This window comes from Oscillospiraceae bacterium, assembly GCA_015065085.1.
Lineage (GTDB): Bacteria > Bacillota > Clostridia > Oscillospirales > SIG627 > SIG627.
Genome location: SVQW01000001.1, coordinates 481,010 through 499,065, shown reverse-complemented (window position 1 = coordinate 499,065; position 18,056 = coordinate 481,010). Strand labels below are relative to the sequence as shown.

Below are 18,056 nucleotides of genomic sequence, written 5' to 3'. Positions count from 1 at the left end.
TATGCCTAAATACACAATAGCTGTTTTGGTAAAAAACCAGGCAGGTGTTCTTAACCGTGTGACCAGCATGTTCCGCAGAAGACAGTTTAACATTAACTCTCTTACCGTAAGTGAAACCGAATCGGATGAGTATTCGCGTATCACGGTTACATATAACGGTGAAGAAGAGTTAAATAATCAGATTATAAATCAGCTCTGCAAGCTTCCGGATGTGCTTAAAGTCAAGGAACTTGAGAACGAAAACAGCGTTAACTGTGAGCTGATGCTCATTAAAGTGAAAAATGAGGCTTCCACACGTGAAGACATACGTGCGGCGGCTGAAGCGTTCAAGGCAGAAACCGTTGATTACACGTTGGATTCTATGGTGATGCGCATAACCGGCAATAGCAAGCGAATTGATGCTTTTATTGCACTCATGAGAGAATTTACTATTCTGGAAATATGTCGCACAGGAGTTGTCTCACTGGAACGCGGTAGCAAAACCATTTCTGAGGCTGATTAAAAAAAGCTGAATTGTCTGTAATGACAATTCAGCTTTTCTGTTTGATTTTGGAAAATTTTGCAGGTGTTGTTCCGACAACGGCAGTGAACACCTTTGAAAAATGATATACATCGCAGTAACCAAGCTCATATGCCGTCTCTTTTATTGAAAATAAATGACTGGAAAGCATTTCTTTTGCAACCGTAATTCTTAATGAATCACGATAACCGGTAATATTCGTACCAATCTGTGAACGAAACCTCATGCGAAGATTTGATTGGGATACACCGCAGTAAGATGCAAGTTCTTTTCCGGAAAAATTGGTTTTGAAGTTTTCGCGTATAAACTTTACTGCCTTAGAAACAATTTCATCACATGTGTTTTGCGTGTTTTGGATGCTACTCATTAAATCCAGATAAAAATTAAGTATGCACAGCTTGCAACGCATGTAGCTGTCGAGATTTCTGGATTGCCAATGGTCAAGTATTTCCTCAATTTCGTATTCCTGAGATTTGGAACAGGTAATAACTTTAGGCAGGGGAGCGAATGTATCATTGTCTTTTGCCATAAAACTAAATGCACTTGTTATATAGCTGTACTCACCAACGATGTCAAATCTGTATTTGTCACCAATTTTTAATAGAACAAGCGTCGAATCACCGACACTGTACGCGTGACCGCTTTCATCCGTGAATGTACCATTTCCTTTGGTGAAATATACAAACCCATCGGCTTCACGTCGAGGACAATCAAATACAAATCCTTCACTGCCACCGCTTTTACGTATAATAGTCAGGATGTTATTAATATAAAAATCAATAGCATTATCCATTTAATCACCCGAAGGAATTATATCACAAAGTGTATTATTTTTCAATATAAAAATCGTTTTATACAAAAAAATGTCGTTGTATATATTGCTTAAGAAGCAAATATGCTGTATTATTAATGTGTAAAAACGGGATGTTAAATATTATATATTTTTGTAATAAGCGGTTAAATCAGGGAGGAACTCAAATGAAAGAAAAAGTTATGGCACCATGGACCCCCGTAACGGTAAATGAAGATGGCAATTCAATAAAAGCCGGTGTATGGGGAAGGGAATATGCTTCGGGCAATTATTCGTTTTTGCAATCTGTAATCTCACAGAATCAAGAGATTCTTGCAGGTCCTGTTCGCTTCGTTGGAACAGAGGACGGCATTGACTGTGAATGGAAAGATTGGATGAACTTTGTAATGGATGACTCCGACGAATCCTTTGCTGAAATTTGTTCCACATCTCAAACAAGCCGTTTTATCATTAACACGGCTATGCACATTGAATATGACGGTTGCATTGATACCACTGTGAAAATTGCGCCTCGCGGAAATCTTATCAATGTAGAGACAATGGGTCCTTACGATTACCGACTTACGCGCTTGTGGTTGGAAATACCTATTAAGACTGAGTGTGCAACATACTTCCAAAATCATGTCTGGGGCAATGACGAGGGCATGGAAGCCTTTGAACGAGCGGGACTTCTCACCAAGGATCTATCATTGCCGTTCAGAGAACAGATATTCCTTTCCAATGATAATCTCGGCTTTTTTATCTGCTTCGACAGCCAGGTGAACTTTGAACCGTTTGATAATAAGGACTGCATGGAAATCCTTAAAAAAGAAGATCATGTCTTACTTCGCATAAGGCTTTTTGATGAAGAACCTCATTTCTGGAAGGAGCATACACAGGCACAGGGTATAAATCTGTTCCCCATAACATTCCGTTTCGGCATGATGGCGACACCGATAAAACCAATGCCTAAAAATATTTTCAAGGAAAAAGCTGTTCACATCGATTGCTTCAAAAAAATCCCCGATGACTATGAAGAATTCCTTTCCAAGCCTTTTGGCGACACGGATGAAATCACGTTTGACCGCCTTGAAAGACTGGGAGTTAATGTACTTTATCTCCATGAAAAGTGGAATGATATGCAAAATTCTCCAAGGCTCACGACACGTACCGCACGCAGAATCCGTTACATAGTCGATGAAGCACACCGTAGAGGAATGAAAGTTGTTCCGTATTTTGGATACGAAATGTCAACGCTGGCACCGTATTTTCATGAGAAATACCACGAAACGATAGCGTTGTCAACCGAGTCAAACAATCGGTGGTATTGGAATCGCAGACCTCCGCAGAGAGATATACAGGTTTGCCAGAATTCCGATTGGTCAGAGTATTTTACGGAAAATCTGGAAAAACTCATAGATGAATTTCACTTTGACGGTGTTTATCTTGACGGAACGCCTTATCAGCGCGTTTGTCTCAACACTAAACATGGTTGCGGTTTCCGCACACCCGACGGTAAATTGCACTATACGTACCCTGTTTGGGGAACGCGCAAAACCATGAAGAAATTGTACGAAATTATTGTAGAAAAACGAGGCGGTATCATTAACTGTCACGCAGGCTCGGTGTTTAATCTTCCCGCACTTTCGTTTGCCACCTCTCTTTGGGATGGTGAGGCATTCCAATCGGCATTTATGAATGGTAAGCTTGAAAAGTTGCCGGATGATTATTTCAGGGGTCTTTACACCGGCAGAAATATGGGTATTCCCGTTTACATGCTTTGCTATCTTAATCCGCCTGTATGGGATTTCAATATGGCTCTTGCTACCTGCCTGCCTTTCGGAATCATTCCTAAATCTAATGACGCCGGTGAACCGCTTGAAATCATGTCGAAAATATGGAAGATCTACGATCGATTTGATGTTGAAAAAGCGCAGTTTATATCATATTACAGTGATATAAAGCCTGCCATTAAGTGCAGTAACCCTAACGTCAAGGTGAGCGTTTTCCAATTTGATGATAAGCTTTTGGCAATATGCGCATCGTTCGAAAAAGCTTTTGATGCATCCTTCAAATTGGAAAGTGAATATAAAAACGTAACCAATGCAATGACCGACGAAAAACTTAGCTCAGACGGTACGTTTGAAGTGTCGCTTAAGGGCTTTGATTATATCATCATCGAAGCTCACAAATAATTATCTTAACAAAACAAATACCTCACCGTTTTCGGTGAGGTATTTGTTTTATCACGAATTAAACATTGAAACGGAAGAGGACCACATCTCCGTCTTTCATCACGTATTCTTTTCCTTCACTGCGTACAAGACCTTTTTCCTTTGCCGCGGTCATTCCGCCACAGCTCATGAGGTCGTTATATGAAATAACTTCGGCACGAATAAAACCACGTTCAATATCCGAGTGTATTTTACCTGCTGCCTGTGGAGCTTTTGTGCCGTTTGTAATTGTCCATGCACGAACTTCAGGCTGACCCGCCGTCAAAAAGCTGATGAGACCAAGAAGCGAATAACTTGCTTTAATAAGCTTGTTGAGACCGGATTCCTTAAGTCCCAGGTCGGCGAGGAACATTTCTTTTTCATCATCATCAAGCTCTGCCAACTCAGCCTCAATTCCTGCGCAAATCGGAATAACACCCGAGCCTTCCTCACGTGCATGTGCAACAACTGCGGCGTAGTAGGGATTTTTGTTCTCAAGGTCATCAATGTCCGCAATTTCATCTTCGTTAATGTTTGCGGCGTAAATAACAGGTTTGCGGCTGAGCAAAGGAACGGTGTCAAGAATTTCCTTTTCGTCTGCAGTCAACTCGATTGTACGCGCAGAAACACCGCTATCGAGCACTTCCTTAACGCGTTCGAGTAATTTAAGCTCGGGCTCTATCGTTTTGTCACCCTTAAGAACCTTGCGGTCCTTGTCAATACGTCTGTCTACAATTTCAATATCAGACAGTATAAGCTCCATGTTGATTACGTCTAAGTCACGCTTTGCGTCGATTGAGCCGTCGACATGAATTATATTGCTGTTTTCAAAGCATCTGACAACATGAACAATTGCGTCAACCTCGCGGATGTGAGAAAGAAACTTGTTTCCCAGGCCTTCACCCTGAGAAGCGCCTTTTACAAGCCCTGCAATATCCACAAATTCAATAATAGCCGGAGTGATTTTCTCGGGAGAATACATTTCAGCTAACTTATCAAGTCTTTCGTCAGGAACACACACAACACCAACATTGGGGTCAATAGTGCAAAAAGGGTAGTTGGCGCTTTCAGCACCTGCACCTGTTATCGCATTAAAAAGAGTACTTTTTCCCACATTAGGGAGTCCTACTATACCAAGTTTCATTTTTTGCATCTCCTTTATTTTAAGGAATTACCCTTACTTTTACAAATGGTTACTTTTTGATATTATAACACATTATGCCGTTTTTTTCAATAGATAATATATTTTTGATTGTAAATTTATTAAAATCGAAATCTCAATATATCATAATTGTTAAAAGTGATGTGTTACTCATTTTCGTATTGAATTTAAACTAACAGTATGCTATAATATTTGTATTAGATTTAAATTACGCGCTTGGAAGGAGAAACAGCATGGATACCGGTAATAAATTAAGAGTAGGAATAATAAGCGATCTGCATATTGGCTTTAACGGTCATAATGACCCTAAATACTTTGGTCATTTGGGAAAAATCGGATACTACGGTGAAATGCAAAAGGAATGGTGGAGATACACGCTTTATTGGTTTAAAAACCGCGGTGTGGATCTTATTCTTGTTCCCGGTGATATGTCAAATGCCTGCGATTACGAGACTTGGTCACATGAAAAAGGAACATTGAATTCGAGGAAAGAAATCGGCACATTAAAGGCGATTTTTGATGAAGTGTTTTCAGGAACATCAACCGTACTTATGTGTATTTACGGCAACCATGATAATCGGGTTCAAATGCAGGAAAAACTTAATGGCGGTGATTTTGAACACTGGCTTGCTGTCTTCAGCGAACAATACAGTCCGGTTGTCAAAAAAGAAGTTGGTGGGTACACTTTTATAGGTGCACATTGGGGAAAAGAAACGCTTGCAGAACCATTTATCGAACAAGCCTGCAGAGAAAATGCGGGAAAGCCGGTGTTCTATATTCAGCATGATATTTTAAAGAATACAACACCAGGTAAATATAAACTGGCATCCGATCCCGAAAACGTGCGTGATTTTGAGAACCTTGTAATTTTTACAGGTCATACCCATACTTCAATTGTAAACGAAGCCGCTATATGGCAGCCAAGCGAAGAGGGTGCACCAAATTATACTACCGTAAACTGTTCTACTCTGAATTACGGACATGACGGTGAAAAACCTATAAATGGTGAAAATTTAAGAACCAAACATGCTCTTTATATGACTGTTGAAGATGATGTGGTAAATCTTGAGCGTTTAAGCTTCTGGACGGATGAAATGATAGCGCTTACCGAAGGTAAAAAGAAGGAACAGGATTTTTCGGTTTGCACCAAATCATGCGGAAAAGACTGGCATTTTAAAATCGGTGAAAAAGTATATGACGTCAATAGCAGAAAGGCCGCATCTGTTCCTGCAGAATTTGCGAAAACAGCATATATGGGAATAGATAAAAAGGATACATATGCAACGCTTTATTTTCCGGCTGCGGAAAAGAAAGACAATATACATTCATATCTCCTTGAGGTATACGATATGGACGGTAACTTGGTTGGTGAAAATTCCGTTAATGCAGAATTCCACATAGATGCTTCCTGCGAGTTTTACAGTGATTACTATTCTATTGCAATCGGCGGACTTAACCCCGGAACAGCATATGAATTTAAGGTGTACGCAAGAGATTGGTTCTTTAACAAAAGCAAAACACCGCTTGTTGTGAAAGCAAAATGAGTATTTTATAAAATCAGCAATAGGCATTGAAGAGTGAAGAAATTTGAAGATTTGTATTGAAAAAATTTTATGTCAAATGAGCTCTCTTGAATTTTCAAAACAATAATGACAGCTGAAAAATCACACACCCCGAGGCTTGATTTGCCAAAGGGTGTGTGCATTTGTTTTAGTTTCGGTTTTCGAAGATTTCAGTTGAATTTCTGTTCAAGGCTATCGGGGCAGGGAAAAGCGATGCGCCGCATGCAAGTAAAATATGTGTTGGATTTGATTGAAAAATATGTTTTTACATTTCGTCTTTATACATCATATAGTTTTTCGGCAACACTCCTGTGTGTTCCTTAAAAGCCTTGAGAAATGCAGAATAGGAATTGTACCCGCATTCAAAGGCTGCCTCGGTTGAATTAAATCCGTTATATTTCATCAGTTTTACAGCATACGTTATTCTTAATTCCGAAAGATATTTTTTAAAGCTTTTTCCAATTCTTTGGTGGAATATTTTTGAAAAATACTGTGGAGTGAATCCAACATGTCTTGCAACGGATGTAAGGTCTATATGGTCACAGAAATTCTCGGAAATAAAATGAAGTGCATCCGCAAGCTCGTCCTGTCGTTTTGGGGTAAAATCCCAGTCCATTTTTCGCATTATAATTCTAAGTATTACATTTGCACACCCCTGCATAATACCTACGTCGGGTTTACCTTTTTGCTGTTCATTCTCCATTACCATAAAAACCGACAACACCATATTTATGTCTTCTTCATCCAAAACAGCAATGTTTACTTTTTTGCCAAAAAGCACGGGAACAGATAATTCCTTAAAAAAGGTGCCCTCAAGAAAGGAAATGTTCATTATTTCAAGGCTTTTATCCGGCAAAGCACAAAGGCTGTGAACATCGGAAGGCTTGAGGATATACACGCTTCCTCGTTTCAGTTCGATTTTTTCGCCATTAAGCACCGATTCACCACTTCCGCTCGCAATCATTTCCAGCTCATAATGATTATGGGAATGTGGTATACTTTTACAAGTGATTCTTTTATCAGCAAATAGATTTATAGGTTTTTTCTGTTTATCATCAAATTTTGCGATGGGCACACTTTTCATATGTTTCACTCCTTTTTGGTTAAAAAATAGGTATTTTACATTAAAAAAACAATATACAGAAGCAGTATAAATGTTTATAATAGAAGTACAAACAACATGGGAGGTTTTAAGAAATGAAAGGTAAAATACTTATTCTCTGTGGCACCGGTTCAATCGGTTCACATACAGTCCGTGAACTTTCGGAGCTTGGATACTCAATTGATGTAACAACCCAAGATAGTCTTGAAAACAGCAGTCAGGTAAGATACTTCAAAGTAAATTCATACGACAACAACGTATTGAAAGATATTTTGCAAGGTGAAAAATACGATGCTATCATCGACTTTCATCACTACAATCCCGAAATGTACACTGAAAGACTGAACTTGCTTGCAGACAACGCTTCACAGCTTATCTTTCTCTCATCATATCGTGTTTATGCCGATCTTGAACACCCGATAAAGGAAACTTCACCCCAACTCATTGATGTTACAGATGATCCGTATTTACTCAATGAAGAAAATTATGCAATGTACAAAAGCCGTTGTGAAAGAATTATAAACGCTTCACCGTATAAGAACAAGGTGACAATCATAAGACCTGTTATATCGTTTTACTACCGCAGTCTTTCTCTCATTACAACACCTGCTCCCATTCTGATACCGAGAAGCTTAGAAGGAAAGAAGGTTCTATTGCCAGTTGAAGGCAAAGACGTAGTAGCAGGTTACAACTGGTCAGGCAACACCGCGAAATACATTTCTCGCCTTGTCCTGAATCCGAAGGCTTACGGTGAAGCTTTTACCTTGGCAAGCCACGAAAAACTTACATGGGGTGAATTTGCTGAATATTACAGAGAATACTTAGGAACAGACTATGAATGGGTCGACAAAGAAACCTATTTGAAATACGGAACTTCAAACACGAGAGGGGACATTTTTGGTCTTGATCAGGACAGGCTTCTTGACAGAAGTGTTGATATTTCAAAAGTATTATCAGCAACCGGATTGTCAGTACAGGATTTAACTCCGCTGAAGGATGCGATAAAGCTGGAGTGCGAAAAAATCAAGGAAAGCTACAGCTCGATTTCCGACATCTTCATTAATGAATCGGCAACTAAAATCAACTGTAAGCTTGATGAATACTTCAACAAATAATTTTACATACCGCATGTCCGCAGGATGAGCTTATGAAGCCGTCTTTCATATTCATTAAAAAATCTTAGCTCATCGCGCAAAAATGAACATTTTAAAGTGAAGGTATCGTTGAATTCACCTCTTATTACGATTATCAAGAGGCTTGATTTCCACGGTACCTTTTTTCGCTTGCCTAAATGCTTCTGTGTTTCCGGTCGTCTGTTTCGGCACTGCAGCTTTTTGAAACACAGTTTTCATATTTCAAACCATTATCTGTGAGATTTTAATTTTTTTCATAATTTTTGCTGACGCATTTTTTAATTTTAAGTGCACACTACTTGACTTTAAAAGGCTTTTTTATTTTGATACAAATATTCTTTTTTTAACATTATACCTCAACACAATAATTTTGTCAACATGCACAGCCACCTTTTAAAGCGTTCTATATACTGATGTGCGTAAATGGTATAATATAGGGATATACATTCTTTTAAAGATGGGTTGACACTTTTACGCTATGGTGGTATAATATGAATTGATAAATATTACAGTAACATTTTTAGCTGATTAAACATTGTTTGATTAAAATTTAGGAGAAATTATGTTATGAAAAGAAGAATTTTTAGTATGCTTTTATGTGCATGTATGCTTATGGGGATAGTAAGTGTTACAACTATGGCAGCTTCTCCTGTGAGCATTTTCAATGTTACGGTAGAGGCGCCCAAAGCAGGTGCAAAGCCTGCGGAAACCGCATCTGTGCCCGAAACCGCAAGCACATATGTAACAGATGTTGAGTGGAAGGGGACATTCGACAATAACGGCAACTTTATGAAAGGAAAAACATATGTAGTACGTGTTACCATCCGCATTAAGGATGGTCAGGATAAATACATAAAGTTTGTTTCCGGAAAAGCAAAAATCAACGATTTAACTGCGAATGTTATTGATATATCCGCCGATAAACAGCAGGCGGTAGTAACCCGCTCCTTTGCTGTGGGAATAAATTATGATAAAGCGGCGGAGCTTATGGCAGAGGCTGACGTTAATCTGATGACGATTACCGTTCCCGAGCCTACCGCCGGTCAGCTTCCCTCAAAGACTGCCTCGCTTCAGAAAGGAGCAAAAACAACAGTAAGCAATGTTGAATGGACAGGAAGATTCAGTCACGACGGCACATTCATTGCAGGTGCGGAATACTCCGTTAAATTCAAGGTTGTCATAAAGAGTGAGTTTAAAGAAGATAAGTATACCTTGACCGATGCTTCAAAAATCACCGTAAACGGCAATCAGGCGACCGTAAAGAAGGAAAACAACCGTGAGGCATATGTAACATATAAATTTACAACCCCTATTCCTGAGGGTCAGATTGATATGAGCTACGTGCTTACCAAGGAGCAGGCAGACCATTATTGTGTGGACAATCATAATGACGATTTAATATTTAACGATGAATTTGTTGACTACATAATGGACAATCCTTATGTTTTTGGTCTTGATATGCCGCTTGACCGTTATCTGGCAAATGCGCATAATTACAAGGATCCGGAATATCAGTTGTCTTACATAAAACGTATACTGCTTGATTTTGAAAAAAATGCTCAATACAGTGGCGGCTTTGCCGAATGGACCCATGAACTGAAAGAGCTGTGGATTGCTCCGAATATTAACATCGATATAATAATCAATATTAATGCAGCAGTAGGCGACAGCTATTACGGCAGCGGCGGAGCAAATGTCGGAACATTTAAACTCTTTTTGTCAAAGGATGTTTATCCTGACGGATGGTATTCCATCATGTCGCAATCAATTAAGGAGATCGATACCGATGAGATAAGAAACTATTCGTACTCCAACTACCAGCTTTATCTCTATGAGGGAGATGTGTATGAGGCATTCAAGAAGGGTGAATCAGCCGCAGAGCTGTGGTGTCCCGGTCATAAGTTTATCAATCCCTTAATCACCGCCGACCGCGTGGCAGAGTATGTGAACTGTCAGCACCCCACAACCTATTACTATTCCTGCAAATTCTGCAATATCTGTGAATATGACCCCAACCACACCTTTAAGGAAGCCGACGAGTATGACGTTTACAGCATAGAGCGGATGGAACACGTATACGGCGACAGAGTGCTTGCCGATAAGAACTACGCAGGTCTCAATGCCGACGGCGAAAAAGTATACTTCAAGCAATGTGTTTACTGCGGAATCAATCCGAAAGAGGACTTTTTCAACTATTCCGAAGAGGATTTCAAAAAGGAATTTGCTGAGTTTTACGGTAAGCCCGGATATGAGTACGTAACGTATGAATGGCACATGGATCGTCTTAACACTCAGTGGAATGATTATTGTTCAAAAATGGTTATGAGTGCAACCACTAAGAAGGCCGCACCTCATGGCTTTGCGGTATATCCCGATAGAGAAACCACCGCGAAAATAAGCGACTGGGCAACAGATGAGGTACGCTGGGCAACCCAGCTTCAGCTTACCGACAAAGCACTCCTCGGTGAAAACTATACAGCTTCCTGCACAAGAGAACAGTTTGTTTCGGTTGCAGTTAAAATGACCGAAAGAATGCTGGGCAGAGAGATTGAAGCCGCTCCGTCAGGTTCATTCTCCGACACAGACAGCATATATGTAAGAAAGGCTGTCATGGCAGGTATTACCAACGGTACCGGCCCCGATACCTTCTCACCCAACGATACTTTGACCCGTGCGCAGATGGCTACTTTCCTCTACCGTGCACTTCAGTTTGTCCGTAATAATTCGGATATAAGATATACTGTATATGATTCTGCTCTGGGCAATTACTCGGACGGTAATCAAATTCCCGACTGGGCAAATAAAGCAATGGCATTTATGAATGCTTTGGGACTCATCAAAGGCACTACCGCTACCACCATAGCTCCGAATGATACCTGTACCATCGAGCAGGCACTTGTCGTGGCATACAGAAGCCTTGATGCAGACGATATAGGCTGGTACCAGTCGCTTAACGAATTCCATAACAACTCCCGCGGCTATCTCGGCGGTACATTAAATAAGTTTTTCTCGGTAGGTATAGGCGGCACGGCGGCTTTTTCCAGTTACACCAACGCAGATCGTTATTGGAGCAATAAGCCCCATACCCCTGCAAATCTTCTGGATGGCGAGGATACGTGGAGAGAGAGCAATGCCCTTCCCGTGCTCGAGCCTTACACAGGCATCCAGAGTGCGGTACCGTTGGAAGATTTTATGCCGATTAAGGATGTTGACTGATTGTACCGGCAAAGCAAATGGCATGATGACGAACTATGACACATTGATAATTACTAATGCCGTTTTAAAATGAATCACAAACAGCGCATAAACGCACACATCCCAAGGCTTAATTTGCCAAGGGATGTGTGCGTTTGCTTTAAGCTCAATTTCCATAGATTTTTGTAAAATTACTATCCAAGGCTATCGAGGGTAGGGAAAAGCGATGCGCCGCATGGCAAGTAAAGCTTGCTTGTGCGACGCATTTTTTGATTTTATCAATTACTTGATATTGAGTTATGGAGGCGAGGCATACAATATCACTTTCAAGTAAAAAATATATACCTTTACTTGCCATCTCGGATATCGTCTCAGAAATGGCGACTAAAACCATAACCGTATTTTATCGTGATTTACTTGATTTATAGTGATATTCAACTTACACTGAAAGTATCCTGTATTGAAACCGATGACTGTCACCCCCCGCACCCTTGCAGTTTCAATACAGAAACTTTAAATGATATATTGACACATAACGACAATGATGGTATAATACTATTGAAGAATATGTTGCATGAAAGTTTACTAGTGTTTTGATTATAAGGTAAAGAATAATTGTTGATTAAAAAAGATTAAATGGAAATTTATAAACAAAAATGAAGGTGTATTATGGCTAAATTGGTAAAATTAGAAAAAGTATCATTAAAAAACAATGCAGAAATAAAAGAAGATATGATTCAGAGTTATATATTTAACAATCCGAGTGTCTTAGGCTTGGGAGATTTAACTCCTATACAGAGAGAAAAAATCCAACCAATGGGTGGTAGATTGGATTTATTGATGGCTGATGAAAACGGAACAAGATATGAAATAGAAGTTCAGCTCGGCGCGACAGATCCAAGTCATATTATTAGAACAATAGAGTATTGGGATACAGAGAAAAAGAGATATCCACAGTACGATCACTGTGCTGTAATAGTTGCTGAAGAAATAACCGGGAGATTTATGAATGTAATCTCGCTATTTAATGGTTCGATTCCTTTGATTGCCTTACAAGTATCTGCATACAAGATGGATGGCGATAGTATTTCTCTGGCATTTACAAAAGTTTTGGATAGATTAACAATGGGAACAGAGGAAGAGGAGGCTTATGAAATTACAGACAGGAATTATTGGGAAAGCAAAGCCACAATAAAAATGATGAAAAATGTCGATAGCATTTTTGACGATTTGCAAAATGTTTTCACCGGATATGAGCTGAAGTATAATAAGTTTTACATTGGTTTAGCTAAAGATGGTGTTGCTAAAAACTTTGTTGCATTTAAACCTAAGAAGAATTATCTTTACTTTATAATTAAGGGAGAAGAAGACTCCAAACGAATTAAGTTGATTGAAGAAGCAGGTCTTGAAGTTACATATTACGCTCGTTGGAGAGAATTTGATATTAGACTTAAAGATTACGATGATTATAAAAAGCACAAAGAACTTATTGATAGTCTAGTTAAGGAATCTATGGAGTATTATAATTTGATATAAAACATTATACTATATGAAAAACAAAGTTTTCTCATTAATGGATATTATAAAATTATCTCATGATCCTGTATTGTCTGAGAATTATGTAAGATATTTGTGTGGTTTTACTAAGCAATACAGACACCAGGAAATTATTGATATAAAGTTATTGGTCGATAGCATCGGAAAAAACGATGTTAACTTTGACGGCTTTATATACGGATATAGTGTCCCACAGTTAAACAGGGAATTTGATTTGCTCAAAATAACATCATCGTACTGCTTGAACATCGAATTAAAAAGTAGCGAAGTATCCGATGAAAAAATCAAACACCAGCTATTGCAAAATTTACATTACTTAAAACTAATTAACAAGCCAAACACTTTTGCATTCACTTTCGTATCATCTAGTAACAAACTTTATACTGTTACGAACACAAGAGAACTTGTTGAAACGTCAATAATCCAATTGAAAAATATAATGGCTTCTATGGAGGAAAACGAAAAAATAGATCTTGATAAAGTTTTTCTTCCAGCAAATACTCTTGTCCCTCCTTTAAATTCTCCAGAAAAATTTTTGAAACGTGAATATTTGCTCACCGAAAATCAAGAAAACATTAAGAAGGCAATAATTGAGTTATTTTGGAATAATACGCAGGGGTGTTTTTCTGGTATAACAGGTGGTCCTGGAACTGGAAAAACACTTTTGGTATATGATATTGCTCGTGATTTGTCAGCGTTCTATAAGGTACTGATTGTTCATAGTGGTATTATATGTGAAGGTCATCACACTCTAAATGCGTGCTTAGATAATATTAAAATCATTCCGGCCAAGGAACTGCTTTTCAGAGAAATTAGAGATGTAGATGTTGTTATTGTGGATGAAGCACATCGTCTTTATAGCGATACTTTTAACGAGATACAACGCTGGGTGTCAAAAACAAAAGCCTTATGTTTATTTTCATATGACGGTGGACAAGTACTTTCTAAGTCCGAAGTGAGAATGGAGACTGCGAAAAAAATTGAAGAATTGTGCAAGAAACATGTCTATAAACTAACAAATAAGATAAGGACTAATCCTGAATTGGCATTATTTATTACATGCCTTAGAGATTTGACGAAATACAGAAGTGAATATGCTTTTCCCAATGTGAGGCTGTTTTATGAGAATGATAAGTTAGCTGCTCACTTAAGAGCACAAAGTTTAGCCGAAGAGGGTTATACGTATATTTCGTATACACCTTCGCGATATAAACATAAGTTGGATTATCAGGCAAGCAAGTACAACACACACAATGTTGTCGGACAGGAGTTTGAGGCTGTTTGTATGGTGTTGGATGATAATTGGCGTTATTTGAATGGCAAGCTAATATCTAATTTACACCCAAATCCTAACTATCTGTTTGAACAATTGTTGTATCAAGGACTAACGAGAGTTAGGAGTAAGTTAGCCATAATAGTTTGTACTGAGAATTTGCTAGAAAATATTATTAAATTAATGAATTGTACTTGACAATTTACAACATATAGCTTTTATAGTCACAATTACTCGTCTTGAACCCCTGTCGGAAAAGCAGGTTAGATTAGTGCAAAAAGACACACATCCCAAGGCTTAATTCGCCAAGGGATGTGTGCTTTTGTTTTAGTCACAATTTCCATAGATTTTTGTAAAATTAATGCCCAAGGCTTTTTAGGCTAAGAAAAAGCGATGCGCCGCATGGCAAGTAAAGCTTGCTTGTGCGACGCATTTTTTGATTTTACAATTACTTGATATTGAGTTATGGAGGCGAGGCATACAATATCACTTTCAAGTAAAAAGTTATATGACTTTCCTTGCCATCTCGGATACGTCATCCGAAACGGCGTCTAAAACCATAACCGTATTTTATCGTGATTTACTTGATTTATAGTGATATTCAACTTACACTGAAAGTATCCTGTATTGAAACCGATGACCCCTTGCAGTTTCAATACTCAAACTTTAAATGATGACTTGACACTTAATTCCAATAGTGGTATAATGTGAGTGCATCTTTAAGATTATTATAGCAGATGAGTTCTTAGAAATTAATACACTTTCATGTTTTGATTAATTACTTGAGGTTGTGGAGAAAGAAGTTGGTGAAAAATGAAGAGAGCAAAGAGTAAATTATCATCTGTCTTGCCTGAAGATATCAAACAGTATTTACATAAAAGAAAAATCTGTGTGCTTTTAAAATGTATCGGTGTGGATATTTTAATAACTATTATTTATATTTTTTGTTGTGGTTACAGCAATTTATTACGGAACGAAATAATACACATTTGTGTATTACTTGCCCTGCTGAGCACAACCATGGTTATCTAAAAACACGTTAAATACGCTTTTTGTAACCTCGTGGAGGGGTGTAATTGTTGATGTTTGTATAAAAAGCTGTATAGGTGTGCGTAGTTTAGGAAGATTAACACGGCAATATGCCCAGGTTGATAATGTTATAGTTCTTGTTATAAAAAAGGATAATGGAAAAATTATAGAAAAAGAAATTTTATCATCAAATGAAAAAGAAATTAAGAATTATATACAGAATCCCGAAAATAGTGAGAATTATGCGTGTGAATATTGTGTTGGGGATGTTGTGTATTTTTTTAGTGCGCTTAAAGAATTGCTGGTAGATCATAATAGAAAAATAGAGAAAAACAGATGTGTTATATGTGGGACAGAGAATCCAAAAGAAAATAATATGTGCTTGTTATGTGGCCACTCACTGTTTAAATTTAAAGAATAATGTAATGAAGATTAGTCTTAAATCTGATTTGATATGAATCAAATTACATCTAAACATAGAGGTGTTTATATGAAAGAAATTGCTATTAAGGATATTTATTCTGGAAAACCAGACGCAAAAGATGAGATAAATTTCAGTGTTTCTGATGAGTTTATTAGGACGTTTGTTGTTGCTGAACATTTTAATTTAGACTCTTTGCTAACGGGTTCTAATTGTTTTATTACTGGTTTCAAAGGAACTGGAAAAACGGCATTATTGTATTACTTAGATAATAGGTTTAAAGAAATGGATGAAGCCTCATGTTCTTCTTTTATATTTTTTAAGGACGATTTTACAGATATAAAAAGAAGTGAATTAAATGAAATTTCACGGCGCATTTTAACTTCAATAACTGTTGAAAAAAATGCATTGGTCGATAGTTGTGATTTTGAATATATATGGAGATGGTTATTTTTTAAAAGAATTGTTTCCGACAACGAAGACTGTAGTAGAAATTTATTTGTTGATGATGAATATTGGAAAATGTATGAAAAATTAGTCAGTAGTATAAAAGATCCAATAAACACAAAGAAAAGTATCATCCCTAATAAAATTAAAATGGCTTGGCCTTTTAAAGATAATTCTACTATGACAGAAACGGGTCCTGAATTTGAAGTTGATTTAGAAAATATATCTGAAGAAAATTATAAAAAATTTACCTCTCTAATCGATGAAGCTGAAAAAGCTTTTTCTAAAGTAAATAGGACAGATATTCCTTATAATATATTTGTTGATGAATTGGAGGCATATTTTGGCGATGAGAAAATATTCAAGAGAGATTTGTGCTTAATAAGAGACTTGATTTTTACAGTTAAACGTTTAAATTCCGTTATTACTAAATCTCGGCATTTCAAAATGAAAATTATATGTTCCGTTAGAAGTGAAATTCTTAATGCAATTTCAAGATTTGTTATTACTAAGGAGATAAACAAAGTAATAACAGGTTTTTCCATGCCGTTAAATTGGAATTATAGTAATACAAGTTCGTATGCACACCCTATAATTCAGATTTTGTTGAAAAGAATTGCTGTATGTTCAGATTGCGAAGAAGTTGATAGTTTTGAAATATATAAAAAATGGTTCCCCGAGGAAATACATGGCGTAGAAGCGGCGGCATATATATTGAACAATAGTTGGTGTAAGCCTCGTGATATGGTTAGACTTATCACATCTGCGCAGAATTGTATCTATAACAATAATAAATCTTTTTCTGTTGCTGTGTTAAATAGTTTGACTAAATCGTATTCGGATGAGAGCTTGGGTGAAATAAGAGAAGAATTACGTGCCTTGTACAGTTCAGCTGACATTGATACAATTATTAGTTGTTTTACAGGGTACAAAACCGTGTTTTCTGTCGCGCAACTTAAAGAAAGAATATCAAAATATTATTCAAATACTATTTTACAAACAGATTTTCTTCAAGTATTAAATGATCTTTATCGCTTGGGTTTTATTGGGAATTTTTTACCTAAAAGCAAAAGTTATCATTGGCAACATAAGGGAGATGGCATGCTGATTTTATCTGATGAATGGAGATTAGCAGTACATTTTGCATTACACAGAGCATTGTCTTTGGGAAGTAGAAACAACATTGGATTAAATATCAATCAAAAGCCAGAAATTGGAGATGTTACATGTGCTGTAGTTACAAAGATAATCAAGTACTTTGTGTTGGTTAAATTCGATTTATATGGCAAAGAGTTTGTAGGTAGTATTCATATTTCAGAATTTAAAAAGCTTGGTCATGGATTTATAGAGAATTTATCTAATATAGTTAGCACTGGTGAAGAGTTTGATGTTGTTGTTGTTGGATATAACAATAAATATGAATCATGGAATTTAGAAATCAATGCACAAACAGATAAAATAGATTAATAATTATTAAAAACAAACAATAGTTTGTTTTTTAATGTGTCCATAAGTTTGGGAAGATGAACGAAATGCGATGTTTTTTCTTCTGTGATTTGTTGCACAAATGGGGTCGTACATTTTCTGTCATCTTTTAATCGTATTGAACTCCTGTTGAAAAGGCATGGGAAAACAACACAAAAAAGCACACA

12 protein-coding genes are annotated in these 18,056 nt (G+C 37.4%); 9 read left to right on the top strand and 3 right to left on the bottom strand.

Annotation, left to right across the window (positions count from 1 at the left end; all coding sequences use genetic code 11):
* Position 1 precedes the first annotated feature (1 nt).
* Complete coding sequence (ilvN, locus tag E7588_02145) at positions 2 to 502, top strand: acetolactate synthase small subunit (protein ID MBE6688060.1); 501 nt, start codon at positions 2 to 4, stop codon at positions 500 to 502.
* Between the two features lie 28 nt (positions 503 to 530).
* Here the strand turns inward: ilvN and E7588_02140 are convergent, their stop codons facing one another.
* On the bottom strand, positions 531 to 1,313 hold the full coding sequence (locus E7588_02140) for a helix-turn-helix domain-containing protein (GenBank protein ID MBE6688059.1): 783 nt from the start codon (positions 1,311 to 1,313) through the stop codon (positions 531 to 533).
* A 116-nt stretch (positions 1,314 to 1,429) separates the two neighbouring features.
* Between E7588_02140 and E7588_02135 the strand changes: the two genes are divergently transcribed.
* Positions 1,430 to 3,505 (top strand): hypothetical protein, encoded by a 2,076-nt coding sequence (locus tag E7588_02135; GenBank protein ID MBE6688058.1) that lies wholly within the window; start codon positions 1,430 to 1,432, stop codon positions 3,503 to 3,505.
* Positions 3,506 to 3,563: 58 nt separating this feature from the next.
* Here the strand turns inward: E7588_02135 and ychF are convergent, their stop codons facing one another.
* A complete protein-coding gene (gene ychF, locus E7588_02130) occupies positions 3,564 to 4,667 on the bottom strand; it encodes a redox-regulated ATPase YchF (protein MBE6688057.1) in 1,104 nt (367 codons plus the stop codon).
* Positions 4,668 to 4,918: 251 nt separating this feature from the next.
* On the opposite strand from ychF, the gene E7588_02125 reads away from it, so the two are divergent.
* Positions 4,919 to 6,229, top strand: coding sequence for a metallophosphoesterase (locus tag E7588_02125; GenBank protein ID MBE6688056.1), 1,311 nt, complete (start codon positions 4,919 to 4,921; stop codon positions 6,227 to 6,229).
* Positions 6,230 to 6,512: 283 nt separating this feature from the next.
* Here the strand turns inward: E7588_02125 and E7588_02120 are convergent, their stop codons facing one another.
* Complete coding sequence (locus E7588_02120; GenBank protein MBE6688055.1) at positions 6,513 to 7,331, bottom strand: helix-turn-helix domain-containing protein; 819 nt, start codon at positions 7,329 to 7,331, stop codon at positions 6,513 to 6,515.
* 113 nt (positions 7,332 to 7,444) lie between these two features.
* On the opposite strand from E7588_02120, the gene E7588_02115 reads away from it, so the two are divergent.
* The 6 genes from E7588_02115 to E7588_02090 all read left to right on the top strand — a co-directional run bounded on the left by E7588_02115 (position 7,445) and on the right by E7588_02090 (position 17,871).
* The gene (locus E7588_02115) at positions 7,445 to 8,464 is read left to right on the top strand and encodes an NAD-dependent epimerase/dehydratase family protein (protein ID MBE6688054.1); all 1,020 of its coding nucleotides are present in this window, start codon (positions 7,445 to 7,447) and stop codon (positions 8,462 to 8,464) included.
* 585 nt (positions 8,465 to 9,049) lie between these two features.
* Positions 9,050 to 11,698, top strand: a complete 2,649-nt coding sequence (locus E7588_02110) for an S-layer homology domain-containing protein (protein ID MBE6688053.1) — start codon at positions 9,050 to 9,052, stop codon at positions 11,696 to 11,698.
* 648 nt (positions 11,699 to 12,346) lie between these two features.
* Positions 12,347 to 13,213 (top strand): hypothetical protein, encoded by an 867-nt coding sequence (locus tag E7588_02105; protein ID MBE6688052.1) that lies wholly within the window; start codon positions 12,347 to 12,349, stop codon positions 13,211 to 13,213.
* 13 nt (positions 13,214 to 13,226) lie between these two features.
* Positions 13,227 to 14,705, top strand: a complete 1,479-nt coding sequence (locus tag E7588_02100) for a DUF2075 domain-containing protein (protein MBE6688051.1) — start codon at positions 13,227 to 13,229, stop codon at positions 14,703 to 14,705.
* A 910-nt stretch (positions 14,706 to 15,615) separates the two neighbouring features.
* Positions 15,616 to 15,957, top strand: a complete 342-nt coding sequence (locus E7588_02095; protein ID MBE6688050.1) for a hypothetical protein — start codon at positions 15,616 to 15,618, stop codon at positions 15,955 to 15,957.
* Between the two features lie 69 nt (positions 15,958 to 16,026).
* Positions 16,027 to 17,871: a hypothetical protein gene (locus E7588_02090; GenBank protein MBE6688049.1), complete on the top strand. Its 1,845-nt coding sequence runs from the start codon at positions 16,027 to 16,029 to the stop codon at positions 17,869 to 17,871.
* Positions 17,872 to 18,056: the final 185 nt, after the last annotated feature.